The organism is Acidiphilium iwatense (genome assembly GCF_021556475.1).
In the GTDB taxonomy this organism is placed as follows: Bacteria; Pseudomonadota; Alphaproteobacteria; order Acetobacterales; family Acetobacteraceae; genus Acidiphilium; species Acidiphilium iwatense.
On the sequence record NZ_JAKGBZ010000013.1, the window covers coordinates 80,552 to 100,573 of the forward strand.

General features: G+C 64.1%; 16 protein-coding genes and 1 pseudogene. 10 read left to right on the forward strand and 7 right to left on the reverse strand.

Translation table 11 applies throughout. From position 1 onward, the window contains the following. Positions 1-60 precede the first annotated feature (60 nt). The 3 genes from L2A60_RS08800 to L2A60_RS08810 form a co-directional block, all read right to left on the reverse strand. Positions 61-699, reverse strand: a complete 639-nt coding sequence (locus L2A60_RS08800) for a glutathione S-transferase family protein (RefSeq protein ID WP_235704007.1) — start codon at positions 697-699, stop codon at positions 61-63. Positions 700-701: 2 nt separating this feature from the next. Further along, entirely contained in the window at positions 702-1,262 is a 561-nt protein-coding gene (locus tag L2A60_RS08805) for an HNH endonuclease (RefSeq protein WP_235704008.1), read from the reverse strand. Between the two features lie 147 nt (positions 1,263-1,409). After that, a complete protein-coding gene (locus tag L2A60_RS08810) occupies positions 1,410-2,078 on the reverse strand; it encodes an alpha/beta hydrolase (protein ID WP_235704009.1) in 669 nt (222 codons plus the stop codon). A 48-nt stretch (positions 2,079-2,126) separates the two neighbouring features. Here L2A60_RS08810 and gluQRS point away from each other — a divergent pair, with 48 nt between their 5' ends. Continuing rightward, complete coding sequence (gene gluQRS, locus L2A60_RS08815; protein ID WP_235704010.1) at positions 2,127-2,972, forward strand: tRNA glutamyl-Q(34) synthetase GluQRS; 846 nt, start codon at positions 2,127-2,129, stop codon at positions 2,970-2,972. Then, positions 2,972-4,369: a trypsin-like peptidase domain-containing protein gene (locus tag L2A60_RS08820; RefSeq protein ID WP_235704011.1), complete on the forward strand. Its 1,398-nt coding sequence runs from the start codon at positions 2,972-2,974 to the stop codon at positions 4,367-4,369. Before gluQRS ends, L2A60_RS08820 begins: the two co-directional genes overlap by 1 nt. 1 nt (position 4,370) lies before the next feature. Here the strand turns inward: L2A60_RS08820 and L2A60_RS08825 are convergent, their stop codons facing one another. Genes L2A60_RS08825 through uvrA form a run of 4 tightly spaced genes read right to left on the reverse strand, consistent with a single transcriptional unit; the run spans position 4,371 to position 10,255 of the window. After that, a complete protein-coding gene (locus L2A60_RS08825) occupies positions 4,371-5,495 on the reverse strand; it encodes a class I SAM-dependent methyltransferase (protein WP_235704012.1) in 1,125 nt (374 codons plus the stop codon). Beyond that, a complete protein-coding gene (locus L2A60_RS08830) occupies positions 5,492-6,205 on the reverse strand; it encodes an ATP-binding cassette domain-containing protein (protein ID WP_235704013.1) in 714 nt (237 codons plus the stop codon). Before L2A60_RS08830 ends, L2A60_RS08825 begins: the two co-directional genes overlap by 4 nt. 16 nt (positions 6,206-6,221) lie before the next feature. Further along, on the reverse strand, positions 6,222-7,391 hold the full coding sequence (locus tag L2A60_RS08835; protein ID WP_235704014.1) for a hypothetical protein: 1,170 nt from the start codon (positions 7,389-7,391) through the stop codon (positions 6,222-6,224). Continuing rightward, the gene (gene uvrA, locus L2A60_RS08840; RefSeq protein WP_235704015.1) at positions 7,391-10,255 is read right to left on the reverse strand and encodes an excinuclease ABC subunit UvrA; all 2,865 of its coding nucleotides are present in this window, start codon (positions 10,253-10,255) and stop codon (positions 7,391-7,393) included. Before uvrA ends, L2A60_RS08835 begins: the two co-directional genes overlap by 1 nt. Positions 10,256-10,400: 145 nt before the next feature. Here uvrA and ssb point away from each other — a divergent pair, with 145 nt between their 5' ends. The 8 genes and pseudogenes from ssb to sucC form a co-directional block, all read left to right on the forward strand. After that, positions 10,401-10,895 (forward strand): single-stranded DNA-binding protein, encoded by a 495-nt coding sequence (gene ssb / locus L2A60_RS08845; RefSeq protein ID WP_235704016.1) that lies wholly within the window; start codon positions 10,401-10,403, stop codon positions 10,893-10,895. A 505-nt stretch (positions 10,896-11,400) separates the two neighbouring features. Beyond that, positions 11,401-12,738, forward strand: coding sequence for an oxalate/formate MFS antiporter (oxlT, locus tag L2A60_RS08850; protein WP_235704017.1), 1,338 nt, complete (start codon positions 11,401-11,403; stop codon positions 12,736-12,738). A 198-nt stretch (positions 12,739-12,936) separates the two neighbouring features. Further along, positions 12,937-13,362, forward strand: a complete 426-nt coding sequence (locus tag L2A60_RS08855) for a CBS domain-containing protein (RefSeq protein ID WP_235704018.1) — start codon at positions 12,937-12,939, stop codon at positions 13,360-13,362. A gap of 190 nt (positions 13,363-13,552) precedes the next feature. Then, on the forward strand, positions 13,553-14,287 hold the full coding sequence (locus L2A60_RS08860) for a GntR family transcriptional regulator (RefSeq protein ID WP_235704019.1): 735 nt from the start codon (positions 13,553-13,555) through the stop codon (positions 14,285-14,287). A 92-nt stretch (positions 14,288-14,379) separates the two neighbouring features. Then, on the forward strand, positions 14,380-16,164 hold the full coding sequence (locus tag L2A60_RS08865; RefSeq protein WP_235704020.1) for a thiamine pyrophosphate-binding protein: 1,785 nt from the start codon (positions 14,380-14,382) through the stop codon (positions 16,162-16,164). 61 nt (positions 16,165-16,225) lie between these two features. Continuing rightward, complete coding sequence (frc, locus tag L2A60_RS08870; protein ID WP_235704021.1) at positions 16,226-17,500, forward strand: formyl-CoA transferase; 1,275 nt, start codon at positions 16,226-16,228, stop codon at positions 17,498-17,500. A gap of 100 nt (positions 17,501-17,600) precedes the next feature. Then, positions 17,601-19,778 (forward strand): acetate--CoA ligase family protein, encoded by a 2,178-nt coding sequence (locus L2A60_RS08875; protein ID WP_235704022.1) that lies wholly within the window; start codon positions 17,601-17,603, stop codon positions 19,776-19,778. Positions 19,779-19,900: 122 nt separating this feature from the next. Further along, positions 19,901-20,022: pseudogene (sucC, locus tag L2A60_RS08880) on the forward strand (succinate--CoA ligase subunit beta); the annotation flags it as partial.

The following is a 20,022-nucleotide window of genomic DNA, read 5'->3' on the forward strand; positions in this document are numbered from 1 at the left end:
GCGGCTCTCCGTTGCAGCCCGGATAGCCGATATGATGATCGAGCGAAACCGCGGCTCGGTCTACCCAGCCTTCGCTTTTTCGGCCTCGGCGACCAGCGCGTCGTCGATCGCGCGCGCCCGCACCGCCGCCGGCCGTGCGCCGATCCGCGCCCAATAGGCCTCGAAAGCCGGCCGCTTCTCGATCGTGCCGAACTGCATCCCGAAACCGATATGTGACCCGAGATAGAGATCGGCGGCGGTGAAACTCTCGCCGAGCAAATATTCGCCTCGCGACACCGCGCCTTCGAGCACGTTCATGGCATCCTCATAGCAGCCGTAGCTCATCATCCGCTCGCGACCCTCCGGCACGACGAAACCGAGTGCCTTGTTGGATGCCGCCGCTTCCAGCGGGCCGGAGGCGAAGAACAGCCACCGATAATAGGGTCCGCGCAGCCTATCGCCCGGTTTCGGCGCCAGCCCGGCTTCGGGGAACGCATCGGCAAGATAGGCGCAGATCGCCGCCGCCTCGGTCACCACCACGTCATCGTGGCGGATCGCCGGAACCTTGCCCATCGGGTTGATCGCGAGATAATCGGGGGCCTTCATCGTCGCGCCGTAGTCGAGGAGTTCGGTGCGATATGGGTGCCCGACTTCCTCCAGCATCCAGCGGATGATCCGCCCGCGCGACATCGGGTTGGTATAGAAGACCAGTTCGTCCATGCTCACGTCTCCAGTTCGCTGTCCCAATAGAGAAAATCCCGCCAGCTTTCATGCAGATAATTGGGCGGGAAGGCACGTCCGCGATCCTGCAGCTCCCAGGAATTCGGCCGGCGCGGCGTCTCGCGCGGGAACATCCGGCATTCGCGCGGCAGCTTCGAGCCCTTGCGCAGATTGCAGGTGCCGCAGGCGGTGACTACGTTTTCCCATGTCGTGCGGCCACCGCGCGCCCGCGGAATCACGTGATCGAAGGTCAGCTCCGGCGCGGGCAGGCGATAATGGCAATACTGGCAGGTGAAGCCGTCGCGCAGGAACACGTTGAACCTTGTGAACGCCGGCTGGCGCATCGAAGGGATGAAATCCTTGAGCGCGATCACCGAGGGCAGGCGCATCGCGAAAGAGACCGAATGCACCTCGTGCTCATATTCGGACAGCACGGAGACGCGGTCGAGAAACACCGCTTTCACGGCATCCTGCCAGGCCCAGAGCGACAACGGAAAATAGGAGAGCGGACGGAAATCCGCATTCAGCACGAGAGCGGGAAAATTCTGCCCGCCGTCAGGCACGACTGAACCTGTCCCAGAACGGGGCCAAGATGTGGTGGGCGCTGCCGGAACCCACACGCCATATCTGGTGGCACGCCGAATTCATGCCCGCTTTATGACAAAGACCGACCAAGCCCGCAAGCATAACCGGCCTTTGTCAACAGCTTGTCATGAAGCGAGGGCATCGGATGCGAAGGCGCGCTGCAGGAACAGCGCCCCCGCCGAAAGCCCGGACTCGTCGATTCCATGGCCGAGTTTCGGCACATACAGGCTCTGCACAGGCACTTCGTTCGCGCGCAGCACCGTCTCCGCATCGCGCGAACGCGATACCGGCACCACCTCGTCCGCTTCGCCGTGAACCAGCAGCACCGGCGGCCTGCCGGCAAGCTCCGCCCCCAGCGACTCGGGCGCGATCAGGGCGCCGGAATAGGCCAGAATCGCGCGCGGCTTGGTCGTCCGGCGCAGCCCGGTGAACAAAACGGTCATCGCCCCCTGGCTGAACCCCGCCAGCGCATAGGCATCGTCCGGCAGGCCAAGCCGCGCGAGTTCCGCATCGATGAACCCGTCGAGCGCCGCCCGAGCCCGCCGGACGCCGTTGCCGAGCGTCGCCGGATCGAGATTGCCGATCGAAAACCATTGCCGCCCGATCGGAGCCATGTCGTAAGGCTCCGGCGCATGGGGCGAGACGTATACCGCGTCCGGCATCGCGCGCGACCAATAGGGGCCGAGATCGATCAGGTCGTTGCCGTCCGCGCCGACTCCGTGGCACAGTACCACGAGCCGTTTCGGCGCCTCGCCGCTCGCGGGGCCGAAGCGCGGTCCGTCCAGCATGGCCATGGTCTCGTCTCCTTGCATTTCGCCGCGAGGTAAGCACCCTGCGTCCCGATGTCCATCGTCACCCGTTTCGCCCCGAGCCCGACCGGCTATCTCCATCTCGGCCACGCCGCCTCGGCGCTGACCGGCTGGCGGCGCGCGCGAGAGGCGGGCGGACGTTACCTGCTGCGCATCGAGGATATCGACGCAACCCGCTGCCGGCCCGAATACACCACCGCGATCGTCGAGGATCTGGCTTGGCTCGGCCTCGACTGGGACGGCGATATTCGCATCCAGTCCGACCACATGGCGGAGTACCGCGCCGCGCTCGATGCGCTCGATGCGATGGGACTGCTCTATCCCTGCTTCTGCACCCGTGCCGAAATCACCGCCGCGCTGGGCGCGCCGCATGGGTACGATGCGCCCTATCCGGGGATTTGCCGGCATCTCGGCCGGTCAGCCAGCGCCGATCGCATCACGCAGGGCGACCCGTTCGCGCTGCGCCTGCGCATGGACGTGGCGATCCGCCAGGCAGGCGTGCTGCGCTGTCACGAGGTGGGCGAAGGCTGGATCGCCGCCGATCCGGCACCGCTCGGCGATGTCGTGCTCGCGCGCAAGGATATTCCCGCCAGCTATCACCTTTGCGTCACCCATGACGATGCCGTGCAGGGCGTCACCCTGGTCACGCGCGGCGCCGATCTGCGCGCGGCGACGCCGATTCACGTTCTCCTGCAACGCCTGATGGGCTGGCCGGTGCCGGCTTACGCTCATCACGCGCTGCTCACCGATCCAGCGGGACGGCGCCTCGCCAAGCGCGACCGGGCCGCGACCCTGCGCGACCTCCGCGCCTCGGGGATGACGCAAGCGGACATAAAGCAAATCATCTCTTGCCGGATCGGGCGTATCGCCTCACTCTGATGAGCATGACTCTGCCGAAACTCCTGGTTCCGCTTCTGCCCGTCGTGGCACTTGCCGCCGTCGCGCCCTCTTGCCGTGCCGCGCCCCCGGCGCCGCCGGCGATCGCGAAAATCGCGCGCGCCGCACTTCCGGCGGTGGTCGATATCGAGAGCATCGACCCGATGAAGCCGAAGCCGGGCGCGCTGGCAAAACCGGCCCATGCCGGAAAACCAACCGCCCACAAGGCCGATACCGGCACCTTGATCGTCCCGCCGCGCGCCGAACAGGCGCTCGGCACCGGGTTCTTCATCAGCCCCAAGGGCTACATCGTCACCAACCACCACGTCATCGCCGGGGCGGCCGAAATCAAGGTGACCCTGCATGACGGGCGGATTTTCACCGCCAAACGGATCGGCGCCGACAAGAAGGCCGATCTCGCGGTGCTGAAAATCGACGCCCATCGCGCGCTGCCCTATCTGCGCTTCGGCGATAGCGGCAAACTCGAGCTGGGCGACTGGGTGGTCGCGATCGGCAACCCGTTCGGCCTTGGTTTCAGCGTTTCCGCCGGCGTGGTCAGCGCGCTGCACCGCAATATCGGTTCGGGCCCGTATGACGATTTCATCCAGACCGATGCCGCCATCAATCGCGGCAATTCCGGCGGCCCGATGCTCGATGCGCACGGCCATGTCGTCGGCGTCGATTCGGCGATCTATTCGCCGTCCGGCGGCTCGGTGGGAATCGGCTTCGCAATCCCCTCCAGCATGGTCCGGCCGGTCGCCGAGGCGATCATCGCCCATGGCAAAATGTCGCGCGGCTGGGCCGGGCTCAGGATCGAGCACGTCTCGGAGGATATGCGCACGGCCTGGCATCTGGCATCGGCGAAAGGCGTCGTCGTGGCCGGCGTGGTTCCGCACGGGCCGGCTTCGGGCAAGCTCGCGCCATCCGACGTGATCACCACGATCGACGGCAAACCGATCGCCGATGCGCATGGATTCAAGGTGGCTCTGGCGGAAATTCCGGCCGGCCAGGTCGCTCATGTCGCCTATCGGCGCGATGGTGCCATCCATGACGCCGCGATCACCATTGCCCCGCCGCCGCATCCGGCGTCGCCGGCAGCTTCCGCCAAACCACTTCAGGCCCTGCCCAAACCATACGATATCACATCCCTCGGTATCGCCGTGACAACCCATCCGGGTGCGCGGGGCGTCACCGTCGTCAAGGTCGGCAAACACAGCCCCGCCGCGCGCGCCGGGCTGCGCCCCGACATGGTGATCGAAGCGGTGGGGCCGGATTTCGTCACCACCCCGAAGGCGCTCGAGGATCTGCTCGCGCAGCGGCGCTCGGTCACGCTCATGGTCGACGGCCCGAAAGGCCTCTCGTGGCTATCGGTTTCGCTCGGCGCCGGACGTAAAGCCTGATTTATTCGGAGTCGCCCGTCGCTGCCCCGTGGGCGGGATAGGCCCGGCTGCGCGCGGCGAAATCGAATCCCGCCGGCATGGCGATCGCGCCGTCCGGCAATTCGGCCACCTTGCGCGCCAGCACATGGGCGGTCGAATAACCGGGCAGGCTGGTCATCTCCATCGCCTGCAAATCCCGCCATTCGGGGTAGGGCGCCATCATGATCGGCTTGCGCAGCCCGGCCGCGACGATCTCGAAGCCGGTCGCCGGGCCGAACAGGATCTTCAGCGCCTCGTCGGAATAGCGCCAGAAATCGTTCGGCGTCTCGTGCAGCGGATAGGTGTGCGGCATCACGTGGAACGTCAGCCCGCCCGGCCTGAGCGCGCGGTTGATTTCGGCGGCGACGATCCAGGGGGCCGCGATATGTTCCATCACCGCGACCGAGAAAATCCCGTCGAACGCGCCGCACCCGGTCGCCGCCGACAGCGCATGGGCGTCGGCGACCAGATCGACCCCCGGTGCCGCATGAATGTCGCAGCCGACGTAGCGGCATTCCGGCGTGAATTCGGCGATCCGCGCAAAACTTTCCGGCCCGACGATGCGCGCGCCGATTTCCAGCACCGCGCCGCGCCTTGCCTTCATCTCGGCGATGAACGGTTCGATCGCGCGCGGCGGCAGCGGCGGGTAGGGTTCCTGCCGCTGCAGGTGAGGCGGAAGGTCGAGCGGCACCGAAACAACGCCGTCATCGGTCTCGATGTCGAGAAACGCCGGCGCGAAGGGCGGGCAGGGCAGATAGAGCGCGAAACCGCTTCGCGCCGCCCCCGCATGGTCGGGATAATGCGCAGCGACATCCGGGCGCGCTATAAACTCCCCCGTCGCCACCCGATGATCGCCGGATCGCAAACCGACCCGCCGCACCGGACGCTCGTAGGCGTGCGCCCAGCCCCGGACGAATACCCCATGGATGTCGCACCAGAGATGATCGACCCAATGGGCGACCGCGAAACCCGGCTGAAGGCGAGGTTTCAGCGCGGTGTGACGCGCTTCGAGTTCGGCGATCCGCGTGCGATACGCCCCCTCGCGTTCGGCGATCCGCGCCAGCGGCGGCAGGCGCAGCATCGCGCGTTTCCAGGCAGGCAGGGTCAATTCGCCATCTCCAGTGCCGCGATCACCATCGCCTCAAGCCCTCCCGGTTGACCCTGCGCCGCGTCGATCTCGCGTCGTGTCCATCGATGGCGGCACCGCCCATGTTCCAGAAACACGATGCCGGTGCAATCCGCGCCGATCGTCCCCACCATATGGGTGGACAAAATGACGCCATGCCCCTTCGCGCGTAACGCCGCAAATATTCTGCGCACCCGAAACAGCATCAGCGGATCGAGCCCGTTGAGCGATTCATCGAGCAGTAGCAGCTTCGGTGCACCGAGCAGCGCCCCCATGATCGACAATTTCATCCGCGTACCCAGCGAGTATGCCGAAATCGTCGTTCGCAGCCATGGTCGGAACTGCAAAACCTCATCCAGCTCGTCGCACGGCCAGTCCCGCGCCGAACAGCCCCGGATCGAGGCGATCAGGTCGAGATATTGCGCGCCCGTCAGCGTCTCCGGCAGATCGTACGGCTCGACCGCATACCCAATCGATCGTTTCGCCGCCTCGGGTGTTGACGCCATATCGATCCCGTCAATCCGCACGGCACCTGCCAGGAGTGAAATTTGCCCACTGACCGCGCGCATCAGCGTCGATTTGCCGGACCCGTTGGCGCCCAGGAGAACCAGAAAATCGCCGGGCTCGACCGCCAGATCGATATCGGCGACCCGTGCAACGCCCCGATATCCCGCCGAAACCGCTGACGCCATCAATAACGTCGCGTTATCACCCGGCACGATAGATCGTCCTTGCGCGCAGCACCAGAAACGCCAGAATCCCGAACAGGATCAGAAATACCAGATTCTGCATCTCGGAATATTCGTCCGCGGCCAGCGCCAGGGCTGCCAGGTAAAACCCAAGAGCGAGACGCGGCGAGGCGGGGATCGACAGCGCCGCCATCGCATAAAATACGCATAATCCGGCCGCGCTCAACGCCGCCGTGACGATCGCTTGAGCGCTGAGCAACCCGCCGGCCAGCGAGATCGCGACGACACCGACGAACCACGCCGTCGTCATCAGCGCCGGCAGCCGCAGCATCGCGGCACACGCACGCCAATAGCCGAGCGATGTGGTGCGCAGCACCGGCGAAACCAGCGGCGCACAGCGGGTTGCCGCGACCATCACGGCGACCGCGCCGATCACGGCGATTGCCGGCGATAGGGTGGCGTGCGGATCGCCCGCATGGGCGGCAAACGCGATCGGAACACCCACCACGAATGTCGCAAGCCACACCGCGCCGACGCCGCAAAGCCTCGGACCCAGAGTCCATGATCCCGCCCAGCGGGGGCTGGATTGGTCATATCGCCCGATCGCATCGATAAGGGCGGCGTGCACGCCATGCGATGGGGCACCGACCGACTCTTCGTGCGTCTCTTTCGTTTGGCGTTCAAAGGCCATGAGAAAAACCGCCACGCCCGCAAAACCCACGCCGAACATCAACGCGCCGATCACTGCGTCGCGAACCGGATGCGCCAACCGAGCCGACATCACGACAAGCCCCAAAGCAACCCCCATCGCGAGACTTCGCACCAGGAAAGCGCTGGCGACGGAGACGATCAAGGCACGTCGTCGCGCCGATGCCGGCCAGGGCAGCACAGCGAGCCAAGGAGATTCGATAGCGGCGCGATCACGCATCACCGCCAGCCGTCCCGCACCGATCCCCATGGCCACGCAAGCCAGCCCGCCGGCGGCAAACAAAAATTCCCCATCCACGTGCAGCGAAGCCACGCCGTGGCGAATCATTGAATTGACCCAGAAAAACCCATAAAACGCTATAACCAGTGCCGGGATGCCGAATCCCACCAACCTGCGCCCTCCCAACCGCGTCAAATCTCGCAGTGCATTGCCGAGTGCAAAAACCCGCCAGCGCAGCAACAGAAAATCGCTCGCCACCATCACGCCCGCTTGCGTTTCCGCTCCGGCCGGCGCGGGGCGAGTAGGGGGGTAAGGAAGCGCGCGGTGTGCGAGCGGGCGATTCCGGCGACATCCTCCGGCGTGCCGGCCGCGACGATCTCGCCGCCACCGTCGCCGCCCTCGGGGCCGAGATCGATCACCCAATCGGCGGTCTTGATCACTTCCAGATTATGCTCGATCACGATCACCGTGTTGCCGGCATCCACCAGCGCGTGCAGAACTTCCAGCAATTTCCGCACATCCTCGAAATGCAGCCCGGTGGTCGGCTCGTCGAGGATATACAGCGTCCGCCCGGTCGCCCGCCGCGCCAGTTCCTTCGCCAGCTTGATCCGCTGCGCCTCGCCGCCCGACAGCGTGGTCGCCGACTGGCCGAGCTTGATGTAGCCAAGCCCCACCTCCATCAGCAGGCGCAGCCGGTCGCGAATGCGCGGCTGGGCGGAAAAGTAACCTTGGGCTTCCTCGACATTCATATCCAGCACATCGGCGATCGATTTGTCGCGGAATTTTATCTCCAGCGTCTCGCGATTATACCGCTTGCCCTTGCAGGTATCGCAGGTCACGAACACGTCGGGCAGGAAGTGCATCTCGATCTTCAGCACGCCGTCGCCCTGGCACGCTTCGCAGCGCCCGCCCTTGACGTTGAAGGAAAACCGCCCCGATTTATAGCCGCGCGCCCGGCTTTCCGGCAGTTCGGCGAACCAGTCGCGGATCGGCGCGAACAGATCGGTATAGGTCGCCGGGTTCGAGCGCGGCGTGCGCCCGATCGGCGACTGGTCGATCTCAATGATCTTGTCGAGCTGGTCGAGCCCGTCGATCCGGTCATAGGGCGCGGGCACCTGGCCAGAGCCCATCAGCCGGCGCGACACCGCCTTGTACAGCGTGTCGATCACCAAGGTCGATTTGCCGCCGCCGGAAACCCCGGTGATGCAGGTGAACACGCCGAGCGGAAATTCTCCGGTCACGGATTTCAGATTATTCCCGCGCGCGCCGATAAGTTTCAGCATCCGCCCGGAATCCACCACCCGCCGCTGCTCCGGCACCGCGATCGCCCGCCGGCCAGACAGAAAATCCCCGGTCAACGATTTCGGATTCGCCGCGACCTCCGCCGGCGTGCCTTCGGCGATCACCTCGCCGCCATGGATGCCGGCAAGCGGCCCCATATCGATCACATGATCGGCGTGGCGGATCGCGTCCTCGTCATGCTCAACCACCAGCACGGTGTTACCGAGATCGCGCAGCCGGCGCAGCGTCGCCAATAACCGCTCGTTATCGCGCTGATGCAGCCCGATCGAGGGCTCGTCGAGCACATACAGAACCCCGGTCAACCCGGAGCCGATCTGGCTCGCCAGCCGGATGCGCTGGCTCTCGCCGCCGGACAGCGTCGCCGATCCCCGCGCGAGCGACAGGTAATCGAGCCCGACATCGACCAGGAATTGCAGGCGGTCGTTGATTTCGCGCAGGATTCGCCTTGCGATGTCCTGGCGCTGCGGCGTCAGCGTGTCGAACACGGTGGCGAACCAATTCCGCGCCGCGCTGATCGCATGATCCGAAGCCTCGGCGATGTTGCAACCATTGATCTTCACCGCCAGCGCCTCTTCGCGCAGTCGCGCCCCGTGGCAGCGCTTGCACGGCCGTTCCGCCTGATACCGCGACAACTCCTCGCGAACCCAGATGCTGTCGGTCTCGCGCATCCGCCGTTCCAGGTTGCGAACCACACCCTCGAACGCCTTGTTCACGCCATAGGCGCGCACGCCATCCTTATAGGAAAACGCGATTTCGTCCTTGCCCGCGCCGAACAGAATCGCCTCGCGCACCCGCTCGGGCAACTTCTCCCACGGCGTGGCCATCTTCACCTTGAAATGCTTGGCGAGGCTCGCCAGCGTCTGATCGTAATAGGGCGATTGCGCGTTCGCCCAGGGGGCGATCGCCTGCTCAGCCAGCGACCTGGTCTCGTCGGGCACGATCAGCGCGGGGTCGAAAAACGTTTCAGTGCCCAGGCCGCTGCATTCCGGGCAGGCCCCGTGCGGCGAGTTGAAGCTGAACAGCCGCGGCTCGATTTCCTCGATGGTGAAGCCCGACACCGGGCAGGCGAACCGCGCCGAAAACACCGTGCGCTCGCCGCTATCCGCGTTTTCGGCATAGACGATCCCGTCCGACAGTCCCAAAGCGGTTTCGAACGAATCGGCCAGGCGCTGCTCGGTGCCGCCGCGCACCACGACGCGATCGACCACCGCCTCGATCTCGTGCTTGACCTTCTTGTTCAGTGCCGGTACCTCGCCGATCTCATACAGCTTGCCGTCGATTTTCACCCTGGTGAACCCGCGTCGCTGCAATTCGGCGAGTTCCTTGCGGTATTCGCCCTTGCGGTCGCGCACCACCGGGGCCAGCAGCAGCAGCCGCGTTCCTTCCGGCATCGCCATCACCCGGTCGACCATCTGGCTCACCGTCTGCGCCTCGATCGGCAGCCCGGTCGCCGGCGAATACGGCACGCCGACCCGCGCCCAGAGCAGGCGCATATAGTCGTGAATTTCCGTCACCGTGCCCACGGTCGAGCGCGGGTTGCGCGAGGTGGTTTTCTGCTCGATCGAAATCGCCGGCGACAGACCTTCGATCGAATCGACATCCGGCTTGCCCATCAATTCGAGGAATTGCCTTGCATAGGCCGACAGGCTCTCGACATAGCGGCGCTGGCCCTCGGCATAGATCGTATCGAACGCGAGCGAGGATTTACCCGAGCCGGACAGGCCGGTGATCACCGTCAAGCGGTCGCGCGGAATCCGCACGTCGATATTCTTGAGGTTGTGCTCGCGCGCACCGCGCACCGCGATGAAGCCGGACCCTGTCATGGCGATGTTCCATATATGTTCACGGTCGGTATGGCCTAAAATCGGTCCTCTGGAAAGGGGGGCGGTTTGTCTCGGCGGCGGCGATCGGTTAAAGCCGTGGGGACGAGCTTGGTTCAACGGCGTTGAAGAACATGGGGTGTGTGTGATGGCGGGGAGCGTGAACAAGGTGACGCTGATCGGGAATCTCGGCAAGGACCCGGAAGTGCGGACCACCCAATCGGGCATGAAAATCGTCAATCTCGCGGTCGCCACCTCGGAAACCTGGAACGATAAGACCAGCGGCGAGCGCCAGGAGCGCACCGAGTGGCACCGGGTCGTCATCATGAACGACCGGCTGGCCGATGTCGCCGAGCGCTTCCTGAAAAAAGGCTCGAAGGTCTATCTCGAAGGCAAGCTGCAGACCCGCAAATGGACCGACCAGTCCGGCCAGGAGAAATACACGACCGAGGTGATGCTCGGCCGAATCGGCGCCGAACTGGTGCTGCTCGACCGCGCCAATGCCTCGGGCGGCGGTGACGACATGCCGCGCGGCAATGCCCGCGCGGCGGGCGGTTATGGCGGCGGTCAAGCAGCACCCCGCAGCGGCGGCTGGGATGCCGGGAAGAGCGGCGCCGATCTCGACGATGAGATTCCGTTCTAAAATTTTCCTGCCTTCATAGACGTTATTGAAACGGTCGGGATGCGGCAGCTGCCCCGGCCGAACCGGGCGTCGATCCCGGCTGCATCGACGGAAATTCCGGTTGCGGCCGGCATCGCGCGGTCCGCATCGGGCAACCGTTGCAGCCTTCCATTCCTGAAATTTCACACCGTCCCGGCGCACCGTTCACGCGAGGCGAAGCCGCGTCGCGTGTGTTTTTCTTTCTGAGCGTTTGGTTTCTCGTCGCGTCCAGTAAGCGGGGAGCCGATCTGAAATCTGACACTAGACAATATTCATTATTGTGGTATACATTGCGCAAAAGACGGCACTGACTTCTATGTAGTCGGACTGAAAAGTTTGTTGCGTATCGTTAACTTCGCTGAGCAGATTCCTGGCGATCGATCCGGGTATTCTGCTCGGGTTGCAGGTGCGCAAGACGTTGCCGCCAGTGGGCGGCGAAGTGGCTCCAAGCGATAAACATCGCAGAACGTCGAGAACGGAGGAAATAATGCCAAGCAACGGAATTCCAGACAGTAACGTTTTTGGTGGGCCTGGGAGTGCGGGAGGGGCTGTCAGCAAACGGCGCTGGTGGTACCTGATCCTGGGCATCATCTGCATGGTGATGATCGCCAACCTGCAATATGGCTGGACGCTGTTCGTGTTGCCGATCCACAAGGCGCATGGCTGGGCGGTGGCGGACATCCAGGTCGCCTTCAGCCTGTTCATCGCGCTGGAAACCTGGCCGACGCCGATCGATGGCTGGTTCGCCGATACGCTGGGTCCCGACATGGGACCGCGCGTGGTGATGGGAGTCGGCGGGGTGCTAGTGGCGCTGGGCTGGATCCTCGAATCGCGCGCCGGCTCGCTGAGCATGCTGTATCTGGGCGGCGCATTGGGCGGCCTCGGCGCCGGTGCGGTCTACACCACGGCGGTCGGCAATGCGGTGAAATGGTTCAAGGACCGGCGTGGTCTGGCGGTGGGCCTGACCGCGGCGGGGTTCGGTGCTGGCGCCGCGCTGACGATCATTCCGATCCGCTTGGTGATCGCGGCGGGCGGCTATACCACGGCCCTCTTCTGGTTCGGGCTGATCCAGGGCGGTATCGTGCTGATCGTCTCGCAGTTCATCCGGGCGCCGAAACAGGGCGAGGCGCCCGCGGTGACCCAGGTGAAGGTGCAACAATCGGCCCGCAGCCATACCACGCCGCAGATGCTGGCTCAGCCGGTGTTCTGGGTATTGTATGTGCTGTTCATACTGATGGCGGCGGGTGGCTTGATGGCGGCGGCGAATATGGCGGGGATCGCCAAATCCTACCATGTCGCCAATATCGTGGTGTTCGCCGGCGCGACCGCATTGTCGGTCGGGCTGATCTTCGCCAACGTGATGAACGGGGTGGCGCGGCCGCTCTTCGGCTGGGTATCGGACAATATCGGCTGTTCCAACACCATGGCGATTTCGTTCGGCCTGGGCGCCGTCGCGTATTTCATGATGACGGTGGTAGGCCATTACGCGGTGGGCTTCATCCTGTTCGCCGGACTGATCTTCGTGTGCTGGGGGCAGATTTTCAGCCTGTTCCCGACGATGTGCACCGACCTGTTCGGGCCGAAATACGCGACCACCAACCTGTCCTGCCTCTACACCTCGAAAGGGATAGCCGGATTCCTGGTGCCTCTGGCGAGCCTGCTGGTGGCGCGCACCCACAACTGGAGCGCCGCCCTCTATCTGGTCACCGCGATCAACGTGGTTGCGGTGGTGCTGGTGCTTCTGGTGCTGCGGCCGGCCGAAACCCGCTACCACGCGGGCGAGGTGGCATTGGGGTTCGAGGAGCGGCAGCGGCCGGCTGAGTAATCTGGACTGAAGCGAGACTCGGGGCCGGCGTAAGCCGGTCCCGAGTTTTGTTCACACCTTGGTGCGGCGGCGACGAACGAAATCGCACAAAAGGCACTTGACTTGTTTCGTGGTATACTTTATTCATTACCCATCGATACAATGATCCATCAACGGAACCTCAACCCGGACGGATCGGCGTTGGAATGGAGGAGCGGGATGATCGTCGAAACCATGTTGCGCCATCGGGGGCCGCGGATCGTCAGCCTGTCGATGGACAAGACCTTGCAGGCGGCGGTGACGCTGATGCGGGCGGAGCAGGTCGATGCGGTTGTGGTGATCGATCGCTGCGCGACCGAGGGCGAGGCGGTTCTGGGTGTGCTTACTCGCCAGGATGTTACCGATGCCGTGGCCGATCATGGGGCGGCGGCCTTCGCGATGCCGGTAGCGAAATTGATCAAGGGACGCCTTGTGGTCTGCGATATCGGCGAGGAACTGCCGACCCTGATCGAGATGATGCGCGAGCGGGCGGCCCAACATGCGCTGGTGATGGATCGAGAGCAGGCGATCGGCTTGATCGACGTTTCCGATATCCTGTTCTTCGGACAGGGAACGGCCGCGTCCGGCGATGCGCGGGTTCACTGACTTGGGCGCTCTGGAACCAGTTGTTGCGCGTATCTCCGGTTGTTCGCGCGATTCTGATGAATCCGCGAAAATTGCAAGATTGCCGTTGTATATTATACCTGCTATGCAAAAATCCGTCGAAAACCCGCCGCTCCCGGCGAACGTTTCCCCGTTCGGGGCAGTGGCCGCGTCACAGCCAGGAAAAGCCCCGATGGATGACACGCCCCAGTTGCCGCAGATCAAGGTCGAGCCGCTCGAAGCCAGCGTCGGACTGCGCCGGCTCGCGACCGACGCGATCAAGCACGCGATTACCAATATGGATATTTATAGTCATCCCGAGGAGGTCCGGCTCGACGAGCGCCAGCTCTCGCGCGATCTCGGGGTCAGTCGCACGCCGATCCGCGAGGCGCTGAGCCTGCTCGAGCAGGAGGGGTTCGTCCGCTCGGTGCCGCGCCGGGGTATTTATGTCGTGCGCAAGAACAAGCGCGAGATCGTCGAGATGATCACCGTCTGGTCGGCGATCGAGGCCATGGCGGCGCGGCTCGCCTGCGAACGGGCGACGCCGGAGGAGCTTTCCGAGCTGCGCGCGATCGCCGAGTTCAAGAAGAATCCGTCCACCCATCTCGACGAATATTCGCAGTCCAACATGATCTTTCACAAGACGATCATTCGGATGAGCGGCTGCGGGCTGATGTCGGATATGGCCGAGAACCTGTTCATCCATATGCGGGCGATTCGTTCGGTGACGATGCGCCAGGGCGACCGGGCGCAGCGCTCGATCGTCGATCACATGAACATCGTGGCCGCGCTGGAAGCGCGGGACGCGGATCTGGCGGCGCGGCGGGTACGCGAGCACACGCTGGGGCTTGCCGCGCATATCGAGAAATACGGCGATTTTCTGGATCAGTTCCAGAGCACCGAAACCCGGAAGCGGCGCTACGCCTGACCGGCGCGCCGCCGGCCGGATCATCAAGCGGAGAAAGCCGTGGCGTGTCGCGGCGGCTCCGACGACCGAGTAACTGCTAGAGGAAACAGTCCATGTCCACTCAGACCGCCAATGTGACCCAACTGCCGGGTGCCCGGCAGGGCGCCGCACCCAGTTCGACCGCGGAAGATACGCTGGTTCGCAAGAGCCGCGATCCCAATATCGTCTCGGGCGGCCACCTGGTCGCGCGCGCGCTGAAGAATGAAGGCGTGGACACGATCTTCACTCTGTGCGGCGGGCACATCATCGACATCTACGATGGTTGCATCGACGAGGGGATTCGGATCATCGATGTCCGCCATGAACAGGTCGCGGCGCATGCGGCGGATGGCTATGCGCGCCAGACCGGCAAGCTCGGCTGCGTGGTGACCACCGCCGGCCCCGGCTGCACCAATGCGGTGACCGGCATCGCGACGGCGTTCCGCTCGGAAAGCCCGGTGCTCCATATCGGCGGCCAGGGCGCGCTGACCCAGCACATGATGGGCTCGCTGCAGGATCTGCCGCATGTCGATCTGATGCGGCCGATCACCAAATTCTCCGCCGGCGTGCGCTCGACCGAACGGGTTGCCGACATGATCGCGATGGCGGCGCGGGAATGTTTCGCGGGTGCGCCGGGCCCGGCCTATCTGGAGATTCCGCGCGACGTGCTCGACCGCGAGATCGACCTGCCGCGCGCGGTGATTCCCGAGCCGGGCCATTACCGCGCCTCGACCAAATCGGTCGGCGATCCGCGCGACATCGAGAAACTCGCCGACATGGTGGTCGCTTCGGAACGCCCGGTGATCCTGCTCGGCACCCAGGTCTGGACCTGCCGGGGCCACGATGCGGCGATCGAGTTCGTCCGCGCGCTCGACATCCCGGCCTATTTCAACGGCTCCGGCCGTGGCCTGCTGCCGCCGGGCGATCCGCATCATTTCGACCGCACCCGCCGCTACGGATTCGACAAGGCCGATCTCATCATCATCGTCGGCACGCCGTTCGACTTCCGCATGGGCTACGGCAAGCGGCTGAGCCGCGAAGCGAAGATCGTGCAGATCGACATGGATTACCGCACGGTCGGCAAGAACCGCGACATCGAGCTTGGGCTGGTGGGCGATCCGGGTGCGATTCTCACCGCGCTGCGCGATGCCGCATCCGGCCGGATCGATCGCGGCGCCCATGCGAAGCGGCGCGAATGGATGGCCGAACTCACCCGTGCAGAGGTGGCGGCGACCGAAAAACTGATGCCGCTGTTCAAGTCCGACCAGTCGCCGATCCACCCGTATCGGGTGGCGTGGGAACTCAACGAATTCCTCAACGACGACACGATCTATATCGGCGATGGCGGCGACGTGGTGACGATCTCGGCGCAGGCGGTGCGGCCGCGCCGGCCGGGTCAGTGGATGGACCCCGGTGCGCTCGGCAGCCTCGGTGTCGGCACCGGCTTCGCGCTGGCCGCCAAGCTCGCGCATCCCGAAAAGGAAGTGCTTTGCTACTATGGCGACGGCTCTTTCGGCATGACCGGCTTCGACATGGAGACCGCCAATCGGTTCGGCGCGCCGTATATCGCGGTGATCGGCAACAACTCGGCGATGAACCAGATCCGCTATGGACAGCTCGCCAAATACGGCGAACAGCGCGGCAATGTCGGCAACCTGCTGGGCGATGTGCCGTTCGGCACGTTCGCCGCGATGCTCGGCGGCCATGGCGAGGAGGTGCGCGAAGCATCCGAGATCGCGCCGGCACTCCGCCGCGCGCGCGAGGCGGTCAAGCGCGACGGGCGTTCGGCCGTGGTGAATATCTGGGTCGATCCGCGGGAATACGCCCCCGGAACCAAAGCCCAGACGATGTATAAGTGAATCTAACAAAAGACGCCGCGCCGCTTGCCGGCGCGCGCAGCCTATTCGATTGGAGGAAGCCATGACAAAAGCTCTCGATGGCGTGCGTATCCTGGACTTCACCCATGTCCAGTCCGGGCCGACCTGTACCCAGTTGCTCGCCTGGTTCGGTGCCGATGTCATCAAGATCGAGCGCCCGGGCGAGGGCGACATCACGCGCGGCCAGTTGCGTGATGTGCCCAATGCCGACAGCCTGTATTTCACCATGCTGAACGGCAACAAGCGCTCGCTCACGCTCGACACGAAGAACCGCAAGGGCCGAGAGATTCTCGAGGAACTCGTAAAGATCTGCGACGTGATGGTCGAGAATTTCGCCCCTGGCACCCTCGACCGCATGGGGTTTACCTGGGAGCGCATCCAGACTCTCAACCCGCACATCATCCTGGCCTCGATCAAGGGATTCGGTCCCGGCCCGTTCGAGGATTACAAGGTCTATGAGAATATCGCCCAATGCGCCGGAGGAGCCGCGTCGACGACCGGATTCGATGATGGTCCACCGTTGGTCACCGGTGCGCAGATCGGCGATAGCGGCACCGGGCTGCATCTTGCCCTCGGCATCGTCACGGCGCTCTATCAGCGCACCAAAACCGGGCGCGGTCAGAAGGTGCTCGCCGCGATGCAGGATGGCGTGCTCAATCTCTGCCGCGTCAAGCTGCGCGATCAGCAGCGTCTCGCCCACGGCCCGCTCACGGAATACCCACAATATCCCGATGGAGTATTCGGCGATGCGGTGCCGCGCGCCGGCAACGCCTCGGGCGGTGGCCAGCCCGGCTGGATTCTCAAGTGCAAAGGGTGGGAGACCGACCCGAACGCCTATATCTATTTCATCACCCAGGCGCCGGTCTGGAAATCGATCTGCGAGGTGATCGGCAAGCCGGAATGGATCACCGACCCGGACTATGCGACACCGAAGGCAAGGCTGCCGCGCCTCAAGCATATTTTCTCGGTCATCGAGGAGTGGACGATGACCAAGACGAAATATGAGGTGATGGAGATCGTCACCAAATACGACATTCCGTGCGGGCCGATCCTTTCGATGAAGGAAATCGCCGAGGATCAGTCGCTGCGCGCGACCGGAACCCTTGTCGAGGTCGATCACCCGGCGCGCGGCAAATATCTTACCGTCGGCAACCCCATCAAATTGTCGGACAGCCCGAGCGAGGTTCGGCGGTCGCCGCTGCTCGGCGAGCACAACGACGAGATCCTGCGCGACGTCCTGAAATTCGACGACCGGCAGGTGCATGAGGCGCATAATTCAGGGGCTCTCGGCTCGACGTCCGCGGTCGCCGCCGAATGATTCGCGGCACGGCCGGAATGGTTTCGGCGCGCCGTTCCGGCCGTGCCGCTTCGACCGCCATGAATTTATGGCGGGACCTAAAACTTCCAGGAGATAGATGATGTCAAGCACAGCGACAGCCGTTGCCCAGCACGGGCAGACGGGTAGAGGAGACCAATCGGTCGAGGCGGTACGCCGGATTCTCGACGAGGCCAGGAAAGACGGCCGCACCGCGCTGACCGCACCCGAGGGCAAGGCGCTGTGCGACGCCTATGGCATTGCGGTGCCCGGAGAGGCGCTGGCCAAATCCGCCGACGAAGCGGCGAAGCAGGCCGCGGCAATGGGCTTTCCGGTGGTGCTGAAGATCGTCTCGCGCGATATTCTGCACAAGACCGAGGCGGGCGGCGTGCTGGTCGGCCTGAAATCGGCGGACGAGGTCAAACGCGGCTACGATACCATTCTCGCCAATGCGCTCAACTACGACGCGAAAGCGGTGATCGACGGCGTCCAGGTTCAGCAGATGCTGACCGGCGGCCAGGAAGTCATCATCGGCGCGGTCACCGACGACAGTTTCGGCAAGCTGGTCGCCTTCGGCATGGGCGGCGTGCTGGTCGAGGTTCTGAAGGATATCACGTTCCGTCTGGCTCCGCTCGATTCTCAAGAGGCGATGGGCATGATCGACGGCATCCAGGCCGCCGAGATGCTGCGCGGCGTGCGCGGCGCGGAGCCGGCAAATCGCGATGCGCTTGCCGATATGATCGTGCGGGTCTCCCGGCTGGTCAGCGACTTTCCTGAAATCACCGAACTCGATCTCAATCCGGTCTTCGCGACCGCGAAAGGGGCGATCGCGGCGGATGTGCGCATCGTGCTCGATTTTGCGCCGAAAGCGGCGCGGCCCCGGCCGAGCCGGGAGGAGATCCTCGCCTCGATGACCCGCATCATGCGGCCGCGCGGGGTCGCCGTGATCGGCGCGTCGGCGGAGGACGGCAAGATCGGCAATTCGGTGATGAAGAACATCATCAATGGCGGATACCAGGGCAAAATCTATCCGATTCACCCGAAGGCCGACGAGATCATGGGTCACAAGGCATACAAATCGGTGAAGGATGTGCCTGGCGAGATCGATGTCGCGGTGTTCGCGATTCCTGCGAAATTCGTCGCGACGGCGCTGACCGAATGCGGCGAGAAGAAAATCTCCGGCGCCGTGCTGATCCCCTCCGGCTTTGCCGAAACGGGTAATGAGGAAGGCCAGATCGAACTCCAGGAGATCGGCCGCAAATACAATATCCGTCTGATGGGGCCGAATATCTACGGATTCTATTACCTGCCGGCCAATCTCTGCGCCACGTTCTGCACGCCATACGATGTCAAGGGTCACGCGGCGCTCTCCTCGCAGTCGGGCGGCATCGGTATGGCGATCATCGGCTTCAGCCGGTCGGCCAAGATGGGCGTTTCCGCTATCGTCGGCCTCGGCAACAAATCCGATCTCGATGAAGACGATCTGCTGACCTTCTTCGAACAGGATGACGAAACCCATATCGTCGCGCAGCATCTGGAAGATCTGAAAGATGGCCGTTCCTTCGCCGAAGTGGCGCGCCGGGTGACCAAGAAAAAGCCCGTCGTGGTGCTCAAGGCGGGACGGACGGCGGCCGGCGCGAAGGCTGCGAGCTCGCATACCGGCGCGCTCGCCGGCAATGACCGCATCTATGAGGACGTGTTCAAGCAGGTCGGCGTGATCCGCGCCCGGTCCCTGCGCGAAATGCTCGATTTCGCCAGGGGCATCCCAAAACTGCCTACTCCCAAGGGAGAGAATGTCGTCATCATCACCGGCGCGGGCGGTTCGGGCGTCCTGCTATCCGATGCCTGCGTGGATTACGGCCTCAAGCTGATGACCATGCCGGCGGATCTCGATGCGGCGTTCAGGAAATTCATTCCGCCATTCGGCGCGGCGGGCAATCCGGTCGACATCACCGGCGGCGAGCCGCCCAAGACCTACCAGAACACGGTGCGTCTCGGGCTTGAGGACCCGCGCATTCACGCCCTGATCCTGGGCTACTGGCACACCATTATCACCCCGCCGATGGTGTTCGCCAGGATCATGGTCGAGGTGGTCGAGGAAATGCGCGCGAAAGGCATTGAAAAACCCATCGTGGCATCCCTCGCGGGAGATGTGGAGGTCGAAGAGGCCGCGGAATATCTCTATGCGCACGGCATTCCGTCCTACGCCTATTCCACTGAAATTCCGGTCGCCGTGCTCGGCGCGAAATATCAGTGGGCGCGGGGCGCCAAGCTGATCTAGCTCGTCGCGACCGGCAGGGGCGGCGATGCCGCTCCTGCCTTGCTTTCATCTCGTAAGTCAAAATAACAGCTTGCACACCAGGGACACGGTTTCCGGTAAAGCGTGGGCATTGGGACGGTTCGATGAACATACATGAGTATCAGGCGAAGGAATTGCTGAGATCGTATGGGGTTTCGGTATTGGGGGGCAGTGTTGCGTGGAGCGGGGAGGAGGCTGCTTTTGCGGCTGGGAAGCTGCCTGGTCC